This window comes from Tropicibacter sp. S64 (assembly GCF_049803835.1).
Lineage (GTDB): Bacteria > Pseudomonadota > Alphaproteobacteria > Rhodobacterales > Rhodobacteraceae > Pacificoceanicola.
In genome coordinates, this window is the sequence record NZ_JBNAGK010000002.1 from 441,189 (window position 1) to 458,989 (window position 17,801).

Genomic DNA, 17,801 nt, shown 5'->3' on the forward strand with positions numbered 1-17,801 from the left:
TGTCCCGTTCCTCCCTGTCAGGCTGGTGTCAGGATAACCCGCGGTCAACTCAACCATAACCCGATATCTGCTTAAAAATCATGCTTAACACGGACTTAAGCGATGCGTTCCATGCATTTGCTGCATAGCGGCATTGCCGTTCCGGCGGATTGTGCAGGTGCAGCATTTGCTCCATCTTTAGCGCAACCAGACACAAACACCGCCACGAGGCAATATCAACATGGCATACGCATCCGACGTTACCCGCGCACCGTCCGCTCTTGGTTCACTCCTGTCGACCCTGACCGTCGATATCCGCGCCCGGCTCGCCCGCCGCAAGGTTTTCAACACCACGTACCGCGAACTGGCGTCCCTGAGCGATCGTGAACTGAGCGATCTGGGGCTGAACCGGACCATGGTCCGCCGCGTCGCCTACCAGGCCGCATACGAGATGTAAGAATTCCGCCGGGGTCTCTCCTCCTCCCTGACCCCTCCGGAACAATCGCGGTGATCCCTCTCCTCCTCCCTGGGATCATCGCGCTCCAAACGGGGCTCTGCCCCAACCAGATGACGGCCCTCTCTCCTCCTCCCTGAGGGTTCTCATCCCGGCGACAGCTTCCTCTCCTCCTCCTTGGGAGCTGTCGCCACGAGTTTCCGGTCCTCTTGGGCCAAGGCATGTCGGGCTTCCTCTCCTCCTCCCTGGGAGCCCACATCACAGCGGCGGCTTCCTCTCCTCCTCCCTGGGAGCCGCCGCGAACCAGATCAGGGCCACAAAGAGCCCAAACGTGATTGACGCCGGATCTTCTCCTCCTCCCTGGATCCGGGTCATGTCAGCGGCAGAGCCCTCTCCTCCTCCCTGGGTGACTGCCGCACCCTTACGGACTTCCGGGTCCAGACATGTGGGCGCTCTCTCCTCCTCCCTGAGTGCCAGCATGACAGCGGCGGCTTCCTCTCCTCCTCCCTGGGAGCCGCCGCACCAGATACGGATCGGGGCCCCTCTCCTCCTCCCTGGGGTGCCCGTGCATGGAACGGCGGCGCTCTCTCCTCCTCCCTGAGCGTCGCCGTTTTCTTTTGTCCGGCTGGCATCTGCGGCCCCTTGGGCCTTTCATTTCCGCCCCTCTCCCGCTATCTGCGAACCCAAGCAAAGATTGGGAAATAGACCGATGGCGATGGACAAGAGTTTCGACGCAAAAACCGCGGAACCGCGGCTTTACGAGGCCTGGGAAAAGGCCGGGGCCTTCCGGGCCGGGGCGAACAAGTCGCGGGACGAGAGCTTCTGCATCATGCTGCCGCCGCCGAACGTGACCGGGGCTTTGCACGTGGGTCATGCGTTCAACCATACGCTTATGGACATCCTCGTGCGCTGGCACCGGATGCGCGGCTTCGACACGCTCTGGCAGCCGGGGCAGGACCACGCGGGCATCGCGACGCAGCTTCAGGTCGAGAAGAAGTTGAAGGCGGAAAAGGGTCTGGCGCGGCGGGACATGAGCCGCGAGGAGTTCCTCGGCCATGTCTGGGACTGGAAGACGCAATACGGCGGCACCATCATCGACCAGATGAAGCGTCTGGGGGACTCCTGCGACTGGGAGCGCAATGCGTTTACCATGTCCGGCGCACCCGGTGCGCCCGCCGGCAACGAGGGCAACTTCCACGATGCGGTGATCAAGGTCTTCGTCGATATGTACGAAAAGGGTCTGATCTATCGCGGCAAGCGGCTTGTGAACTGGGACCCGCATTTCGAGACGGCGATTTCCGATCTGGAGGTCGAGAATATCGAAGTCGCGGGCCACATGTGGCACTTCAAGTATCCGCTCGCGGATGGCGTGACCTACACCTACGTCGAGAAGGACGAGGACGGGAACGTGCTCTTCGAGGAGGAGCGCGATTACATCTCCATCGCCACGACGCGGCCGGAGACAATGCTCGGCGACGGTGCGGTGGCCGTGTTCACCACGGATGAGCGATATGCGCCCATCGTCGGCAAGCTCTGCGAGATCCCCGTGGGTCCGAAAGAGCACCGCCGCCTGATCCCGATCATCACCGACGAATACCCCGATCCTAATTTCGGTTCGGGCGCGGTAAAGATCACTGGCGCGCATGACTTCAACGACTATCAGGTCGCCAAGCGCGGCGGCATCCCGATGTACCGCCTGATGGACACGCGCGGGCACATGCGCTCCGATGGGGCGCCCTATGCGGAGGCGGCGGCGATCGCCATGGAAGTCGCGCAGGGCAAGCGGGTGCTGAGCGAGGCGGAGGCCGATGCGGTCAACCTCGTCCCCGATCACCTGCGCGGGCTGGATCGGTTCGAGGCGCGTGAGGCGGTTGTGCGTGAGATCACCGAAGAGGGTCTCGCGGTGATGACCGTCGCCACCGATCCGCGCCTTGGCAAGCCGGTGAAAAAGCCCGTCGCCCCGGAAGAAGGCGGCGAGGACCGGACGGAGGAGCTTGTCCCGCTGGTCGAGGCCAAGGCGATCATGCAGCCGTTCGGCGACCGCTCCAAGGTCGTCATCGAGCCGATGCTGACGGACCAGTGGTTTGTCGATGCCGAAAAGGTCGTCGGCCCGGCGCTGGACGCGGTGCGGAACGGCGACATCAAGATCATCCCAGAAAGCGGCGAGAAGACCTATTACCACTGGCTCGAGAACATCGAGCCCTGGTGCATCTCGCGCCAGCTTTGGTGGGGACATCAGATTCCGGTTTGGTATGGGCCAGCATACGACGAAAACCTTAAAGAGCAGCCTTACATAGTCGGAACAGATCAGTCAGTTTGGCATAGTTATCTGGACGAACAGCCGTACTGCGCTGCTGACTTCAAAGACGCCAAAAACCAGATGGACGAATACTATGGTGGTCTCGAAATAGTTGAAGTCGAGAACCAATACGAAGCGATGGTTCGCTCAACGTCTTGTAAACGCGATGAGAAAAACAATCCGCTAGAAGTATTCGTTTGGCGCGACCCCGACGTCCTTGACACATGGTTCTCCTCCGGCCTCTGGACCTTCGGCACGCTCGGTTGGCCGGAGCAGACGGATGAACTGAAACGCTTCCACCCGACCGATGTGTTGATCACCGGGTCCGACATCCTGTTCTTCTGGGTGGCGCGGATGATCATGCAGTCGCTGACCGTGACGGGCGAGATCCCCTTCCACACCGTCTACCTGCACCAGCTCGTCCGCGACGAGAAGGGCAAGAAGATGTCGAAGACCACCGGCAACGTCATCGACCCGCTTGAAATCGTGGACGAATACGGCGCGGATGCGCTGCGCTTCAACAATGCGGCCATGGCCTCCATCGGCGGCGTCTTGAAGATGAGCGTCGAGCGCATCACCGGCTATCGCAACTTCGGCACCAAGCTGTGGAACGCCGCCCGCTTCGCAGAAATGAACGGGGCCTGCGGCTCCGATGGCTCCATCCCTGCGCCGAAAGCCACGCTGAACCGCTGGATCCTCGGCGAGACCGCGAAGGTGCGCGAGGATGTGGACAAGGCGCTGACGGAGTATCGCTTCAACGACGCGGCCAGCGCGCTCTATGGCTTCGTCTGGGGCAAAGTCTGCGACTGGTACCTGGAATTCTCCAAGCCGCTGTTCGACAGTCAGGACGCGGACGTCGTGGCGGAGACGCGGGCGACGATGGCCTGGGTCATCGACCAGTGCCTGATCCTGCTGCACCCGATCATGCCCTTCATCACCGAGGAGCTGTGGAAGGAGACCGGCAGCCGCTCCGAGCTCCTCATGCTGACCAACTGGCCGACCTACGGGTCCGAACTGGTCGATGCGGAGGCCGAGACGGAAATGGGCTGGGTCATCGCGCTGATCGACGGCGTGCGCTCGGCACGGGCGCAGATGCACGTTCCGGCGGGGCTTTATGTGCCGATGCTGGTGACGGGCCTCAGTGACGTCGAGCAAGGGGCGTGGGACCGCAACGAGGTGATGATCAAGCGCCTCGCCCGGATCGAGAGCCTTGAAACCGTGGACGCCTTCCCCAAGGGCTGTGTGACGGTGCCCGTGGGCGGTGCAAGCTTCGGCCTGCCGCTGGCGGACATCATCGACGTCGAGGAGGAAAAAGCGCGGCTGGAGAAGACGCTGGGCAAGCTGGCGAAGGAGCTTGGCGGCTTGCGCGGGCGTCTGAACAACCCGAAGTTCGCAGAGAGCGCCCCGGAGGAGGTGGTCGAGGAGACCAAGGCCAACCTCGCCGCCCGCGAGGCGGAGGAAGCGCAACTCAAGGAAGCGCTGGCGCGTCTGGCCGAGATCGGTTGATCCCGAGGGCGTGCGGGGCACGGCCCCGCGCGTTCTTGTCCGGAGCGCGGGGCACAGCCCCGCCCTACGACCCGTTGGAACAGAGGTCGCCCGGGCGTTTGCCCCCGGGCGGTTCTCTTTCGAGTATTTTCAAAGAGACGAAAGGGGCGGCGGTGCGCAGATGCGCGGACCGGGTCTTGAGGATCGACCGCCTTTGCCGAACGTAAGCCCCGGCCCTACCCGCGCCAGAAGCGGATCGAGAACAGCGTGAAGACGGCCAGCACTTCCAGCCGCCCGGTCAGCATGGCAAAGCTCAGCATCCATTTGGCGGTGTCGTTGACCTCGGCGAAATTGCCGGCCGGGCCGATCTGATCGCCGAGTCCGGGACCGATGTTGCCGATCGCGGTGGCCGCGCCGGAGACGGAGGAGATGAAGTCCATGCCGGTCAGCGACAGGCCGACCGTCAGCAGCCCGAGCGAAACCACGAAGAACACGAAGAAGGACATGACGGAGCTCAGGACCTCGTCGGTCACGGGCATGCCCTGGAACTGGGGCGTGAAGACGCCGTGCGGCGAGTAGATGCGCTTGAGCTGAACCTTCACGGAGGCAAAAAGCAGCTGGTAGCGGAAAATCTTGACCGAGCAGGCGGTCGAACCCGCGCAGCCACCGATCAACCCGATGAAGAAGAACATCATGATCAGGAACGGCCCCCACTGCATGTAATCCACGGATGCGTAGCCGGTGCCGGAAATGATCGACGTGATGTTGAAGAGCGATTCCCGGAAGGCCTGTTCCGGGTGATGCGGAAAGATCCACAGGAGGGCGCAGGAGGCCACCACCACGAGCACCAGGATGGTCATCAGGAAGACCTGAACCTGCGTGTCCTGCAGGAGCGGCCTCGGGTGACCGGCCACGAACTGCACGTAACGCACGAAGGGCAGAGCGGCGAGAACCATGAACACCGAGGCGACATATTCCGCCGGGCCGGAAAACGTGCCGAAGGACGCGTCGTAATTGGCGAAGCCGCCGGTGGAGAGGGTGGTGAGCGCGTGCACGGAGGCGTCGAAGGCGTTCATGCCGCAAAGCAGGTAAGCGCCGGCACAGAGCAGCGTGAGCGAGACGTAGATGGTCGAGATCGACGAGGATATCTGGGTCGCCCGGGGCAGGATCTTGCCCATGGTTTCGAAGGCTTCGGAGCGGAAAATCTGCATGCCGCCGACCCGCAGCTCTGGCAGGAAGACCATGGCGACGACGATGATCCCGATCCCGCCGAGCCATTGCAGCAGGCCGCGCCAGAGCAGGATGCCCTTGGGCAGGTGTTCGAGGCCGGTGAGGACGGTTGAGCCGGTGGTCGTCAGGCCGGACATCGCCTCGAAATAGGCATCGGTGAAGCTCGACTGCGTAGCCCCGAGCATCAGCGGCAGACCTCCAAAAAGAGGCAGGGCGGCCCAGACTGCCACGGTCAGCAGGAAGGTCTGCTGGATGGTAAGCCCCTCTTTGACCGCATTGCGGCAGGCCAGCGCGGTCAACCCGCCGACGAGGATCGTGATGACACCGCTTTCGAAGAACACAGTCCAGTGGCCCTTGCCTTCGGCGAGGTCAACGAGCATGGGCAGGAACATGGTTCCGCCCAGACAGGCGACCAGCAGGCCGATCACATAGGCGACAGGGCGGATATCGAACATGCGCAAAGGCTTGGCCCCGCTGCGCGCGGCTGTCAAGCGGCCATGGGGACTGGCCTCTTCGGAGGGAGGCGGCGGCCGGACGGTGAGATGACGTTCCGCCTGAAACCGGTCACCGCTGCCGCTGTGCTCAGTTCAGCAAGTCTCGGAACACATGCGGCAGAATATCGTCCCGGTCGAGGCCCATGGCCTCCAGTTGCGCATCGGTCGCGGCTTCCAGTGCGATGATCTCGCGCAGGCGTGCCCGGCGCAACTGGCCCGGGTTGAAGCCGAATCCGATCGTGGAGAAGTAGCGGTCTATCTTCGTCGCGAGGGAGCCGTGCCCCATGGCGATCTGTACATTGTGTCGCGGCATTTCGGAAACCTCCGGTCAGAGACATCAGACTTCGGTTTCCTCCCATTGCGGGCAGCATGGCACACAGGCGTTAACAAGTCTGCGAAACCGGCGATCACGATTTGCATGCCGGGCCGCATTGCACAAAAAAGCGCCCGCCGACGGGCGGGCGCTTGTCTGAGGTCACACCAAGCCGGTCTCAACCGACGTGGAACAGGGTGGAAAACAGCTTCGGATCAAGGCTTTCGGCTGCAAAGAGCGTGCCTTCGGTCAGGACGGAAACGGCGTCGTGCGAATGCAGGCTCTCCTGGTGCGAGGCGACCACCCGGTAATCCCCGATCCGCGGATCGTTCTGGCACGCCTCCGCGAACAGCCGCGCCGCGTCCTCTACGAAAATCGGATTGGCGGCGTTCAACTCGGCAAAGGCCTGCTCGTCCTCACGCTTCACCATCACCTGCGTCTCGGTCGGCACCGCGTCGCGGCACATCTCGATCAGGTCCTCGAACCACAGGCACTTGCCGTCCCGCACCTCGACCGAGATCCGTGCGACGGAGCGCTGCGAATGCGGCGTAGCCAGTTGCCCGCGTGTGCGGCGGGCATGCTCCGAAAGTTCCAGCGAGCAGGGGCAGGTCGACGAATATACGTAATCAAGGTGCATCATCTTGCGGCGCACGCCGTCCACTTCCACCAGTTCCAGCGCGATGTCGTAGTACTGGTATCCGGTAAGACCAGAGCGCAGCGATTCGACCTTCATCGGGAAGGAAAACCGCATGTTGATCCGGGCGTCGAAGCTCTCCAGGTCGCTCTTGTAGTCGTCGAGGGCCGCCTCGATCACCTCGAAGCTGAAAGTCTTGTCCGCGTGGGCATAGAACGAGCGCATGATGCGGCTCATGTTGATGCCCTTCTTGTCCGCGTCGAGGCTCACCGTGCCGGTCACGGAGGTTTCCAGCGTCAAATCGCCATTGTCGCGGGTGTGGTACTGGATCGGCAGGCGGAAGTTGGAAATACCGACGTGCTGAATCGCCCGGTTCGCGCCCTTGATCAGCGAGGACGGCCCGTTTTGAAGGTCCGGCAGGGTGTCCTTGTACGCGCTGTCGACCTCGAATTCTTCCGGATATGCCCGGCGCAGCGCCGGGTACGAGTCAGGCGCGAGATCAAGCAGCCGGGTCACGGAGGGATCGAGATCGCGCAGCTCCGCGCGCTCCTTGCCCTCGGCCCAGAGCCGCAGCAGCGCCAGCGCCGCCTCTGCCTCCGCCCGGCTGGGTTTCCGGTCTATTTCCGGCGTATGCATATTCATGGGGGAACCCCCTCGCCCTAAGTCAGTCATGTCATAAGATAGGAGTGGCCAAAGGCATTTTCCAATCTCGTCCTGACATACGCCTTAAACGACGTCTCGGTTCACAAATAGTGCCCGGCGCGGTCATGTTTCCGCGTCCGGGCAGATCAATGCGGCTCAGGCCGCGTCCAGCGCCTGCAGGATGTCGCTCAACAGGTCCTGCACATCCTCGAGCCCGACCGACAGACGGACCAGGCCGGGTGTGATGCCGAGCGTGTCCTTCTGCTCCTGCGGCAGGCGCTGGTGCGTGGTGGTGGCCGGGTGCGTGGCGATGGACTTGGCGTCGGCGAAGTTGTTGGAGATGAGGATGGTCTCCAACGCGTTCAGCACGCGGAAACAGGCCTCCTTGCCACCCTTGACGTCGAAGGTCAGCACGGTGCCGCCTGCTTCCGCCTGCCGTTTCGCCAGATCGCACTGGGGATGCGCTGCGTGTGTCGGGTAGCGCACGGCGTTGAGCTTGGGATGGCCGCTCAACGCCTCGGCCAGCGTCAGCGCACCCGCAGCTTGCGCGCGGACGCGCAGTTCAAGCGTCTCCAGAGCCTTGAGGTGCGTCCATGCGGTAAAAGGGTTCATCGCGCCGCCGGTATGCTTCATGTAGGCTTCGACCGGACCGCGGATGATCTCCTTCGGTCCGCAGATCAGCCCGCCGAGCATCCGCCCCTGCCCGTCCACGTGTTTCGTCGTCGAGATGATGCAAAGGTCCGCGCCGCAGTCCTTGGCGTAGGAAAACACGGGCGTCGCCATGGCGTCATCGACGAGGACCAGCGCGCCGACCTTGTGGGCCGCCTCGCAAACATGTTTGAGGTCAATGACTTCCAGCGTCGGGTTCGAAATGGACTCGAGAAAGACCAACCGCGTGTCGTCGCGCAGCGCCGCATCCCATGCGGCGTTGTCGGTGCCATCGACGAGCGTGATCTCCACCCCGAACCGGCGCAGGACGTCCTCCAGCACATAAAGACAGGAGCCGAACAGTGCCCGCGAGGCCACCACGTGGTCCCCGGCCTTGAGCAGCGACATCAGCGCCCCGTTGACGGCCGCCATGCCGGAGGCACAGGCAAAGCCGTCCTCGAAACCCAGGTAGCCGCTCAGACGGTCTTCGAACATCCGCATGGTGGGGTTGCCGTAGCGGGCGTAGATGAATTCGTCCTCGCCCGCCTTGATGAACCGCGCCTCCGCCGCTTCGGCGGTGTCGTAGACGAAACCCTGTGTCAGGAATACGGCTTCCGAAACCTCGTTCCACTGGCTGCGCCTGCTGCCACCGTGCACCAGCTGCGTGCGGCGGCTCGTCTTGCCCTTCTCGCTCATGTCCATTCTCCTCGGCCTCTGCGCCGAATAAAAAAGCCCCGATCGCGGTCAAGCGAAAGGAGCCCTTCGTCTGACCTCTTTAGCGGTTTTCTGAAACGTCGGCCTTATGCCCCGTTCCGTGGCCCGCAATCCGGTAACAAATCGCCACTGCGTCGCGATTATGCCTGTTGGCGCCTGAAATCAAGGGTGTTGCGCGGCAAAATCCGGGGCGTCACGCAGCAGTAACAAATGCTTCACGAAACCATTGCAGCCTTGTGGGACACGGAACCCACAAGATGTAGTGGACCCAGACCATGCCCCTACTACGCGTCACCACCAGCGAGACCGGCCCGGCTCTGCACGGCGCCAGCGCTCCGCTGCTGCCCAGCCTGCGCCGCGCGCTACAGTCCGACGCCGGGCCCGTCACCGTCATGATCCATGGTTACAAGTACCTGCCGGGCGATCCGCTGCATTGCCCGTTCATCGGTATCCTGGCCCGCACGCCCGACCGGCCCGGCGGGCGCGTGCTCAGCTGGCCCCGCCATCTCGGCCTGCGCGGTCAACAGGGCGAGGGCCTCGGGATCAGCTTTGGCTGGGCCGCGCGCGGGTCGATCCGCACGGCATGGCAGGCCGCCGACGCCGCGGGCGCGGATCTCGCCCGCTTGCTCGCGCAGGTGCGTCAACTCGCTCCAGCCCGCCCGGTGCACGTCGTCGGCCACTCGCTCGGCGCACGCGTCGCGCTTTCGGCGATCCGCCGGTGCCTACCTGGAACCCTGCGCACGGCCATCCTGCTGGCGGGCGCCGAGTTCCAGTCCACCGCCCGCGCCGCGCTCGATGCGGGCGGTCCGGAGTTGCGCCTGCTCAACGTCACCAGTCGCGAGAACGACGTGTTCGATTTCCTTCTGGAGTGTTGCGTTCCCGCCCCCGCCCGGGGCGAGCGCATGCTCGGCTACGGCGCCCTGCGCCATCCGCGCCTTGCCACGGTGCAACTGGATGATCCCGTCTGCCTCGCCGCGCTGCGCGGCCTCGGCTTTCCCGTGGCACCGCCGCTGCGCCGGGTGTGCCACTGGTCGCCCTACCTGCGTCCCGGCGTCTTTCCGCTCTACCGCGCGGTGATGCGCGAGCGTCTTGACTGGGACACGCTCAAGGGCGCCCTGCCCGCACAACCCATGCCGCGCTGGTCGGCGCTGCACCCGTTCCGCTCGGGGTCCGTGCCGGACTATCTCGCACAAAGCCGCGCAATCGGGCAGATTTGATACGCGCGGGCCGCGCCGCCTGTTGCCTTTCCCCCTCGCCGCAAGACATCATCGGATCACAGGCGAAAAGGGCAAAGCGCATATGGATTCCTTCCTCCTCGAAGCATCTGTCTTCCTGGCTGCGGCAGTCATCGCGGTGCCCGTCGCCGCGCGGTTGGGGCTGGGGTCCGTGCTCGGCTATCTCATCGCGGGGCTGATCATCGGCCCGGGCCTCGGGCTCGTCGCCGACACGGAAGATCTGCGCCACTTCGCGGAATTCGGCGTGGTGATGATGCTGTTCCTGATCGGTCTCGAACTGGAGCCGCGCGCGCTCTGGGACATGCGGCACCGGCTGATCGGCATGGGGGGCCTGCAGATCACGATGACCATGACGTTGGTCTTCATCGCCTGCACAGCGCTCGGAATGCTCTGGCAGACGGCACTGGCCGTGGGCATGATCCTCGCCCTGTCCTCCACCGCCATCGTGCTGCAGACGCTCACGGAAAAGGGCCTGATCCAGACCAACGGCGGGCGGGCCACCTTCTCGGTGCTGCTGACACAGGACATTGCGGTCATTCCGATGCTGATCGCCCTGCCCCTGCTCGCCACGATCCCGTCGATCACCGCGAACCCGGACGGGTCCATCAACCGGCCGAGCCTCGAAGACACGGCGCATCACAGCCTGTCGCTGGTCGAGGGCCTTCCGGGCTGGGCGGTGGCGCTGGTCACGCTTTGCGCGGTCGCCGCGATCATCCTTGGCGGCATCTACGGCGCCCGTCCGCTGTTCCGGTTCATCCACGCGTCACGCCTGCCGGAGATGTTCACCGCCGTGGCGCTGCTCATCGTGTGCGGCATCGGGGCGCTGATGATGCTGGTGGGGCTCTCCCCGGCGCTCGGCACCTTTCTCGCGGGCGTGGTTCTGGCCAACTCCGAGTTCCGCCACGAGCTGGAATCGGACATCGAACCGTTCAAGGGCCTGCTGCTCGGGCTGTTTTTCATCACCGTCGGCGCGGGCATCGACGTCGAAGCCTTCGGCCGAGAGCCGTTCACCATCCTGGGCCTTGCCCTCGGTGTGATCGTGCTGAAGGGCGCGGTGCTCTACGTGCTTGGCATGATTTTCAAGCTCCGGCGGCGCGGGCGCTGGCTGTTCACGCTCGGCCTCGCGCAGGCCGGGGAATTCGGTTTCGTGCTGATTTCCTTCGCCTTTCAGCAACAGGTGCTCACGCAACGCCTGTCGGACCGGCTGCTGCTGATCGTGGCGCTGTCGATGCTGATCACGCCGCTGCTGTTCCTGCTCTTCGACTGGCTGGAGAAGCGGCTGGAGACCGCCACGGAGACCATCGAGGACGACGAGATCGACGAACAGGGGCCGGTGATCATCGCCGGAATCGGTCGGTTCGGGCAATTGGTCTACCGGCTGCTGCAAAGCGCGGGCAAGAAGGCGGTGGTCATCGACCGTGACATGCAGACCATCCAGATGATGCGGGCGCTGGGGTACAAGGGCTTCTTCGGCGATCCGACGCGGCCGGAACTGCTGCACGCGGCGGGGATCGACTCGGCGCGGGTGCTGGTGGTGGCGCTGGACGATCCCAAGCAGGTGAACAGGCTGGTCGCCTACGCCCGGCGCATCCGCCCCGACCTGCATATCGTGGCGCGGGCGCGGGACCGGACGCATGTGTACCAGCTTTATCAGGCGGGTGCGGATGACATCGTGCGCGAACTCTTCGACAGCGCGCTGCGTGCGGGGCGATACGTGCTCGAGAACATCGGGATGAGCGAATACGAAGCGGCCATCGCGCAGGAGACCTTCTTCCACGAGGACCGGCGAAACATCCGCGAGCTTGCTTCCCTGTGGGACCCGAAGAAGACGGCGGCGGAGAATCCTGCCTACATGGCGCGGGCGCACGAGCTGGAGAAGGAACTCGAGCGCAAGCTGTTCGAGACGCTGGAAGCGCGGGCGCGGAAGGACGACGCAGCCTGAGGGATTTCGCCCCGCTGCGCGGGACGACTCGCGCGGTTGCGGCGCAACCGCGGACAGGGCTCCGCCCTCGCCCCTGCGGGGCTCACCCGCGGTATTTGGGGACCAAAGAAGACGGGACGTCAGACTGCAATGAAATCGGTCTGAAATAATAAAAGGGCCGCCCGGAGGCGACCCCTGACAGTGTTGTCTCTTGCGCGGCTCAGGCGGCGCGCAGGTCCAGCACGTCGCCGACCTGCTTGGCCGCCGCGACCTCGTCGCCACCGGAAACCGCGGCCACTTCGCGGGTCAGCCGCTCGAGCGCGGCCTCGTAGAGCTGACGCTCCGAGTAGCTCTGCTCGCGCTGGTCGTCGGCGCGGTGCAGGTCGCGCACCACCTCGGCGATGGCGATCAGATCGCCGGAGTTGATCTTCTGCTCGTACTCCTGGGCGCGGCGGGACCACATGGCCCGCTTGACCTTCGCCTTGCCCTTGAGCGTCTTCATAGCCTGATCCACCACGTCCGGGGAGCTGAGCGAGCGCATGCCGACCTCGGTTGCCTTGTGCGTCGGCACCCGCAGGGTCATCTTGTCTTTCTCGAAGGAGATCACGAACAGCTCCAGCTGGATGCCGGCGATCTCCTGCTCTTCGATGTTGACGATCTGGCCGACGCCGTGCGCCGGGTAGACCACGTAATCGTTCGGACGGAATTCGGATTTCTTGGCTTTGCTCATTTACGTCGCATCCTCGCAACTGTGCACAGGCGACAAAAAGAGCGATCGGAAACTACTGCGCTTCCGGTCACCCGTTATATCGCTGTCTGATTACGCGCTAAACTGCACCGCAGCCCGGCACCCTGTGCTATTCGGTTCCACTTGTAGACGAAGTATAACACAAAATCGGGGCCACTGGTAGCGGTGACAATTTTGGCGTTATGTTCAATCTTTACAAGATTGTAGGAAGTTTTCCTCACCCTGCGCGACCGGCGCGGGCGCGAATCGCTCAGCCGCCTTCGCCGGGGGCTTCGGAGAAATACTTGTTCAGCTTGTCGGTCTCGCCGTCACGCTCTTCCGCCTCGGGGAGCTGGTCCTTCTTGGTGATGATGACCGGCCACATTTCCGAGTACTTGCGGTTGAACTCCACCCATTTGTCCATGTCCGGCTCGGTGTCCGGACGGATGGCGTCGGCGGGGCATTCCGGCTCGCAGACGCCGCAGTCGATGCATTCATCGGGGTGGATCACCAGCATGTTCTCCCCCTCGTAGAAGCAATCCACGGGGCAGACTTCGACGCAGTCGGTGTATTTGCAGGCGATGCAGTTGTCGATGACGACATAGGTCATGGGTGTCTCATCCGTTTTCAGCGGTCCGGCGTCTAGCTAGACCAGCCCGCAGGATCATTCAAGCGCCCCACCGCGATCAAGATCGAGTTTCCTGCGATCCCGCTTCGTCGGACGCGCATTGCCTTCCAGACGCCGGATTGGCGGAATATCCGTCTCGTCCCGGGGCTTTGGTGGATCAAGGTCCTCGTAGAGGCCCTGCGCTTCCGGCGCGGGGCCGCGGCGCTCGCCCAGGGCGACGACCTTTATCACCCGCACGTCGCGGTCCTTGCGGAAGGTCAGCACGTCACCGGGCGCAACGCAGAACGCCGGTTTCGCAACCGGCGTTCCGTTGACCCGGCAGTGCCCGGCGCCGACCTCCTTTGCGGCCAGCGTGCGCGTCTTGAAGAAACGCGCATGCCAGAGCCACTTGTCGAGGCGGAGCTTGCCGGGGGTGTCGGTCACCTACTGCTTGTCCTTCAGTCCCATGAGGGCCGCGGCGAAGGGGTTGTCCGGGTCGATCCGGTCCTTCTTCTGCGGGCGGGATTCATAGGTCTTGGGGCCACGGTCGCCGCGGTCGTTGCGGTCCCCTTTCGGGCCGCCCTTGCCTTTCGGACCGCCCTTGCCGCGCGGCTTGCCGCCACCGGCATTGCGCGGACGGCCTTCGCCTTCGCTCCGGCCCTGTCCCTGACCCTGCCCGTCCCGGCGTTGGCGATTGCCGCCGCCACCGGCGCGGCGCTCGCCCCGGTTGCCGCGATTGCCGCCCCAAGTGAAGGTATAGAATACCTCCATCTCGGCGCCAGCCACGGCAGCATCCGGCGCGGTGCCGGGGGTGAGTTCCTCGGCCGGGGTTTCGGCGATGACATTCTCGTTGGAGGCCGCATCGGTGGTCTGTGCCGGTTCCGTGGAAATCGGCGCCTCGCCCTCGTCTTCGAGCTTGGCGACCGGCTCGGCCACATCCGCGGGCGTGGGGTTCTCGGCGGCCCCCGGCTCCAGTGTCGGTGGGGTCTCGGCGGCCACGTCCATCACCGGCGTGTCCTCGGCAACGATCTCCGCCTCAACCTGCTCGCCGGTTTCCGGCTGCACCACGGCGTCGACGGCTTTGACCTTCGTGCGCTCGCCCTTCTCTGCCTTGTAGCCAAGACCGCCCATCAGGTCGGCGAACTGCTCCAGCGTCATGCCGGTGATCGAGAGCATGTCCGCCTTGGCCTCGAAACCGCTGCGGCTGTCCTCGGAGCGGATCATGTCCGCGAGACGCTCCAGCATGTCGATGCGGATCGCCCGCTGGCCCGCCTTGCGGTAGCCCGCCAGCGTGTAGTGCTGCTCCGGCACCTCGGCGAGGTTCGGCACGGTGACGAGGCCCGGGGGCGGTGCCTCGGGGAATTCGTCCAGACCGTTCGCAAGCGACCACAGCACCAGACGCAGGCGCGTCGGGGCGGGCTTGAGCAGCAGCGGCATGAAGATGGTATACTGGCCAAAGCGCACACCGTGCTTGCGCAGCGCACCACGGGCATCCTGATCGAGCGATTTGACCTCGTCGGCCACGTCGGCACGCGGGATCACGCCCATGCCCTCGACAAGGCGGAAGGCAAAGCCGCGGGCGAGCCCGGTCAGGGTCTCGTCATCGCGCAGCTTGAGCAGCGGCTCGAAGCTCGCGGCGATCTTGCGGTCGATGAAATGCTGGAGGCGACGCTCGACCTTCTGGGCCACATCGGCCCCGGCCTCCTCGTCGACGAAGGCGACCACGCGCGGCTTGAGCGGATCGTCGCCCTTCGCCAGCTTGCCCACCGCCTCGGTGCCCCACATCAGGCCACCCTGCTCGGTGAAATCCAGCTCCGTGTCCGGCGCGTTGTAGAGCCGGTCCGCCCGCAGGTGGAAATGCGGCGCCAGCGCCTGCAGGGACGCCGCCTTGAGCGTCTTGGCCTCCTGGCCGGTCGCATCCTTGTCCTGGCGGAACCGGAACCCTTCGAGTTTCCCGACGAATTCGCCTTCGACGGTCACTTCACCCTTGTCATTCACTTCGGCCAAAAGGGCCTCCTTCTGTTTCAACCGGCGAAGCAGCACGCTGGTCCGCCGGTCTACAAATCTCTGCGTCAGAGCCGCATGCAGGGCATCCGACAGGCTGTCTTCTACAGCGCGGGTCGCCTCGCGCCAATGGCTTTCGTCACGCACCCAGCCGCGCCGCTGCGCCACGTAGGTCCAGGTGCGGATATAGGCGAGACGTTTCGACAATGTGTCAATATCGCCATCCGTCCGGTCGATCCGCTTGAGCTGGCGGGCCATGAAGTCGTCCGGGACCTTACCCGTTTCGTGCAGGTGCTGAAAGATAACCTGCAACAGGCCCGCATGTTCCGCAGGCGAGATTCCGCGAAAGTCCGGGATTCGGCACACATCCCACAGAAGTTGCACGGATTGTGGGCTGCTCGCGCGTGCGCGGACTTCCGCCTCGGAGGCCAGCGCCCGAAGTGCCCGCAGGTCGTCCGCCTCTCGGGCCTTCATCAGGGTTTCGTGATCGGGGCTTTCATCGAGGCTGCGGTCGAGCGCGTCGATGCTGCCGAAATTCAGCACCGGGTTGCGCCAGTTCAGCTTCTTGAGCGGCGTGAAGGAGTGGTTGCAGATGGCATCGACCCACTCGTCCGGGATCTGGCCCGCGTCGCCTGTCGTGCCGAAGGTTCCGTTGCTCATGCCGCGCCCGGCCCGCCCGGCGATCTGCGCCAGTTCGTTGGGCATCAGGGTCCGCATCCGCCGCCCGTCGAACTTGGTCAGCCCGCTGAACGCCACATGGTCGATATCGAGATTAAGCCCCATGCCGATGGCGTCCGTGGCGACGAGGTAATCGACCTCGCCATTCTGGTACATGGCGACCTGCGCGTTGCGGGTGCGCGGGCTCAAGGCGCCCATCACCACCGCGGCGCCGCCCTTCTGGCGCTTGAGCAGTTCCGCGATGGCATAAACATTATCCACAGAAAAGCCCACAATCGCCGTCCGTGGCGGCATCCGGCTTATCTTTTTCGAACCTGTATAGACAAGCTGGCTCATGCGCTCCCGGCGGATGAACTCCACCCCCGGAACCAGCTGCGCAATCGGGCCGCGCATGGTGTCGGAGCCCATGAACAGCGTCTCATGCGTGCCCCGTATCCGCATCAGCCGGTCGGTGAACACATGCCCGCGCTCCGGATCGGCGCAGAGCTGGATTTCGTCCACGCCGACGAAATCCGCGCCCATGCCCTCCGGCATCGCCTCCACGGTGCAGACCCAGTATTGCGTCCGCGCCGGCACGATCCGCTCCTCGCCGGTGACCAGCGCCACAACCGAAGGGCCGCGCACCGCGACGATCCTGTCATAGACCTCCCGCGCCAGCAGCCGCAAAGGCAGGCCGATGATGCCCGAGCGATAGCCGAGCATGCGGTCGATGGCATAATGGGTCTTGCCGGTGTTGGTCGGACCGAGGATGGCCGCGATCCGTGCGCTCATGGCCATGGGGCCGCCTTTTCCTATCGGGTGTTCGTGCCCTCCTCAGAGGGTAACGCCCTTCACGTCGACTTCCAGCCGCTTCAGCGCCGAGAGGATGTCCTCATCGTGCGGCCTGAGTTCCAGTACCCTCTGATAGGCCTCATAGGCAAGGACCGGATGGCCAAGTTGCTCCTGCACCGCCCCGACCCCGCGCAAGGCCCCGAAATGGTGCGGATTGAGCGCCAGAACGTGTTCCAGCGCATCCATCGCCGGCCCCAGCTGCTCGGAGCGGTAATAGGCGAGTCCCAGCCCGTGCCAGCCTTCCGCGAAGTCAGGCGCATGGTCGGTCAGCGCGCGAAAATGCTCGGCCGCCTCGTCGAACTTGCCGGTTTCCAGCGCATTGCGCCCGCGCCGAAGCAGCAGGTCCATCGCAGGTGAGCCGGATTTCGACCACTCGTCAATGAGTTGCGTCTCAAGCCGCTGTGCCGCCGTGGCGTCCTCGGCTTGGCTGAGTTCCTGCATCAGTTGTTCGGCGCGGGATTCCGCCCATGCAACCTGTGGTAGGGAAAACATGACTAGGGCCAGAAACGACGCAAGGGTAGATTTGAAGTCCATTGTGCCTACGCTCATAGTGTGTCCGCAATGTAGCGTCTGCGCCGGACAATGCCAGCGCACGAAACCGAGAGGAACACCATGAGCGACACTTTGAATACCGCTGTTGCGGCTCTGAACGAAAAACTGGACGGCCAGGGCTTCGATGGCACGGCCAAGTTCGTTCTCGATCCGGACGGCAGCCTGATGATCGATTCGGATGGAGCCCGGGTCGGCGATGACGACGCGGACGTGACGCTCACCGCCGAGACCGAGACCTTCCAGCAGATCTTCGAGGGCGAACTGAACCCGACCAACGCCTTCATGGCCGGGAAACTCACGATTGACGGCGACATGGGCGCGGCCATGCGCCTCGCCACATTGCTGGGATGACCT

Annotated in this window: 14 protein-coding genes; 5 read left to right on the plus strand and 9 right to left on the minus strand. The window is 64.2% G+C overall.

Going from position 1 to position 17,801, the window contains the following annotated elements:
- Positions 1-220: 220 nt before the first annotated feature.
- Positions 221-436 (plus strand): DUF1127 domain-containing protein, encoded by a 216-nt coding sequence (locus ACP159_RS05360; RefSeq protein WP_425098609.1) that lies wholly within the window; start codon positions 221-223, stop codon positions 434-436.
- Between the two features lie 706 nt (positions 437-1,142).
- Positions 1,143-4,238, plus strand: a complete 3,096-nt coding sequence (locus tag ACP159_RS05365; protein ID WP_425098610.1) for a valine--tRNA ligase — start codon at positions 1,143-1,145, stop codon at positions 4,236-4,238.
- A 215-nt stretch (positions 4,239-4,453) separates the two neighbouring features.
- Here ACP159_RS05365 and ACP159_RS05370 read toward each other — a convergent pair whose 3' ends face one another.
- The 4 genes from ACP159_RS05370 to ACP159_RS05385 all read right to left on the minus strand — a co-directional run bounded on the left by ACP159_RS05370 (position 4,454) and on the right by ACP159_RS05385 (position 8,874).
- The gene (locus ACP159_RS05370) at positions 4,454-5,902 is read right to left on the minus strand and encodes a TrkH family potassium uptake protein (protein WP_425098611.1); all 1,449 of its coding nucleotides are present in this window, start codon (positions 5,900-5,902) and stop codon (positions 4,454-4,456) included.
- Positions 5,903-6,029: 127 nt separating this feature from the next.
- On the minus strand, positions 6,030-6,254 hold the full coding sequence (locus ACP159_RS05375; RefSeq protein WP_425098612.1) for a hypothetical protein: 225 nt from the start codon (positions 6,252-6,254) through the stop codon (positions 6,030-6,032).
- 178 nt (positions 6,255-6,432) lie between these two features.
- Entirely contained in the window at positions 6,433-7,530 is a 1,098-nt protein-coding gene (folE2, locus tag ACP159_RS05380; protein WP_425098613.1) for a GTP cyclohydrolase FolE2, read from the minus strand.
- A 156-nt stretch (positions 7,531-7,686) separates the two neighbouring features.
- Positions 7,687-8,874: an aminotransferase class V-fold PLP-dependent enzyme gene (locus tag ACP159_RS05385; RefSeq protein ID WP_425098614.1), complete on the minus strand. Its 1,188-nt coding sequence runs from the start codon at positions 8,872-8,874 to the stop codon at positions 7,687-7,689.
- A 293-nt stretch (positions 8,875-9,167) separates the two neighbouring features.
- Between ACP159_RS05385 and ACP159_RS05390 the strand changes: the two genes are divergently transcribed.
- The gene (locus ACP159_RS05390; RefSeq protein WP_425098615.1) at positions 9,168-10,109 is read left to right on the plus strand and encodes a hypothetical protein; all 942 of its coding nucleotides are present in this window, start codon (positions 9,168-9,170) and stop codon (positions 10,107-10,109) included.
- Between the two features lie 82 nt (positions 10,110-10,191).
- Positions 10,192-12,069 (plus strand): monovalent cation:proton antiporter-2 (CPA2) family protein, encoded by a 1,878-nt coding sequence (locus tag ACP159_RS05395; RefSeq protein ID WP_425098616.1) that lies wholly within the window; start codon positions 10,192-10,194, stop codon positions 12,067-12,069.
- 199 nt (positions 12,070-12,268) lie between these two features.
- On the opposite strand, the gene ACP159_RS05400 is transcribed toward ACP159_RS05395, so the two are convergent.
- The 5 genes from ACP159_RS05400 to ACP159_RS05420 all read right to left on the minus strand — a co-directional run bounded on the left by ACP159_RS05400 (position 12,269) and on the right by ACP159_RS05420 (position 17,429).
- On the minus strand, positions 12,269-12,778 hold the full coding sequence (locus ACP159_RS05400) for a CarD family transcriptional regulator (protein WP_425098617.1): 510 nt from the start codon (positions 12,776-12,778) through the stop codon (positions 12,269-12,271).
- Between the two features lie 268 nt (positions 12,779-13,046).
- The gene (fdxA, locus tag ACP159_RS05405) at positions 13,047-13,385 is read right to left on the minus strand and encodes a ferredoxin FdxA (RefSeq protein ID WP_425098618.1); all 339 of its coding nucleotides are present in this window, start codon (positions 13,383-13,385) and stop codon (positions 13,047-13,049) included.
- A 54-nt stretch (positions 13,386-13,439) separates the two neighbouring features.
- On the minus strand, positions 13,440-13,826 hold the full coding sequence (locus ACP159_RS05410; RefSeq protein WP_425098619.1) for an RNA-binding S4 domain-containing protein: 387 nt from the start codon (positions 13,824-13,826) through the stop codon (positions 13,440-13,442).
- Positions 13,827-16,841, minus strand: coding sequence for a helicase-related protein (locus ACP159_RS05415; RefSeq protein WP_425098620.1), 3,015 nt, complete (start codon positions 16,839-16,841; stop codon positions 13,827-13,829).
- A gap of 36 nt (positions 16,842-16,877) precedes the next feature.
- On the minus strand, positions 16,878-17,429 hold the full coding sequence (locus tag ACP159_RS05420; protein WP_425098621.1) for a tetratricopeptide repeat protein: 552 nt from the start codon (positions 17,427-17,429) through the stop codon (positions 16,878-16,880).
- A 78-nt stretch (positions 17,430-17,507) separates the two neighbouring features.
- On the opposite strand from ACP159_RS05420, the gene ACP159_RS05425 reads away from it, so the two are divergent.
- The gene (locus tag ACP159_RS05425; protein ID WP_425098622.1) at positions 17,508-17,798 is read left to right on the plus strand and encodes an SCP2 sterol-binding domain-containing protein; all 291 of its coding nucleotides are present in this window, start codon (positions 17,508-17,510) and stop codon (positions 17,796-17,798) included.
- The last annotated feature ends 3 nt before the right edge of the window (positions 17,799-17,801 follow it).

Excerpts from the sequence above, each read along its gene's own strand:
- fdxA (WP_425098618.1), bottom strand. The coding sequence starts at position 13,385 with ATGACCTATGTCGTCATCGACAACTGCATCGCCTGCAAATACACCGAC.
- ACP159_RS05360 (WP_425098609.1), top strand. The coding sequence starts at position 221 with ATGGCATACGCATCCGACGTTACCCGCGCACCGTCCGCTCTTGGTTCA.
- ACP159_RS05385 (WP_425098614.1), bottom strand. The coding sequence starts at position 8,874 with ATGAGCGAGAAGGGCAAGACGAGCCGCCGCACGCAGCTGGTGCACGGT.
- ACP159_RS05400 (WP_425098617.1), bottom strand. The coding sequence starts at position 12,778 with ATGAGCAAAGCCAAGAAATCCGAATTCCGTCCGAACGATTACGTGGTC.
- ACP159_RS05395 (WP_425098616.1), top strand. The coding sequence starts at position 10,192 with ATGGATTCCTTCCTCCTCGAAGCATCTGTCTTCCTGGCTGCGGCAGTC.
- ACP159_RS05390 (WP_425098615.1), top strand. The coding sequence starts at position 9,168 with ATGCCCCTACTACGCGTCACCACCAGCGAGACCGGCCCGGCTCTGCAC.
- folE2 (WP_425098613.1), bottom strand. The coding sequence starts at position 7,530 with ATGAATATGCATACGCCGGAAATAGACCGGAAACCCAGCCGGGCGGAG.
- ACP159_RS05375 (WP_425098612.1), bottom strand. The coding sequence starts at position 6,254 with ATGCCGCGACACAATGTACAGATCGCCATGGGGCACGGCTCCCTCGCG.
- ACP159_RS05415 (WP_425098620.1), bottom strand. The coding sequence starts at position 16,841 with ATGGCCATGAGCGCACGGATCGCGGCCATCCTCGGTCCGACCAACACC.
- ACP159_RS05370 (WP_425098611.1), bottom strand. The coding sequence starts at position 5,902 with ATGTTCGATATCCGCCCTGTCGCCTATGTGATCGGCCTGCTGGTCGCC.
- ACP159_RS05420 (WP_425098621.1), bottom strand. The coding sequence starts at position 17,429 with ATGGACTTCAAATCTACCCTTGCGTCGTTTCTGGCCCTAGTCATGTTT.
- ACP159_RS05425 (WP_425098622.1), top strand. The coding sequence starts at position 17,508 with ATGAGCGACACTTTGAATACCGCTGTTGCGGCTCTGAACGAAAAACTG.
- ACP159_RS05365 (WP_425098610.1), top strand. The coding sequence starts at position 1,143 with ATGGCGATGGACAAGAGTTTCGACGCAAAAACCGCGGAACCGCGGCTT.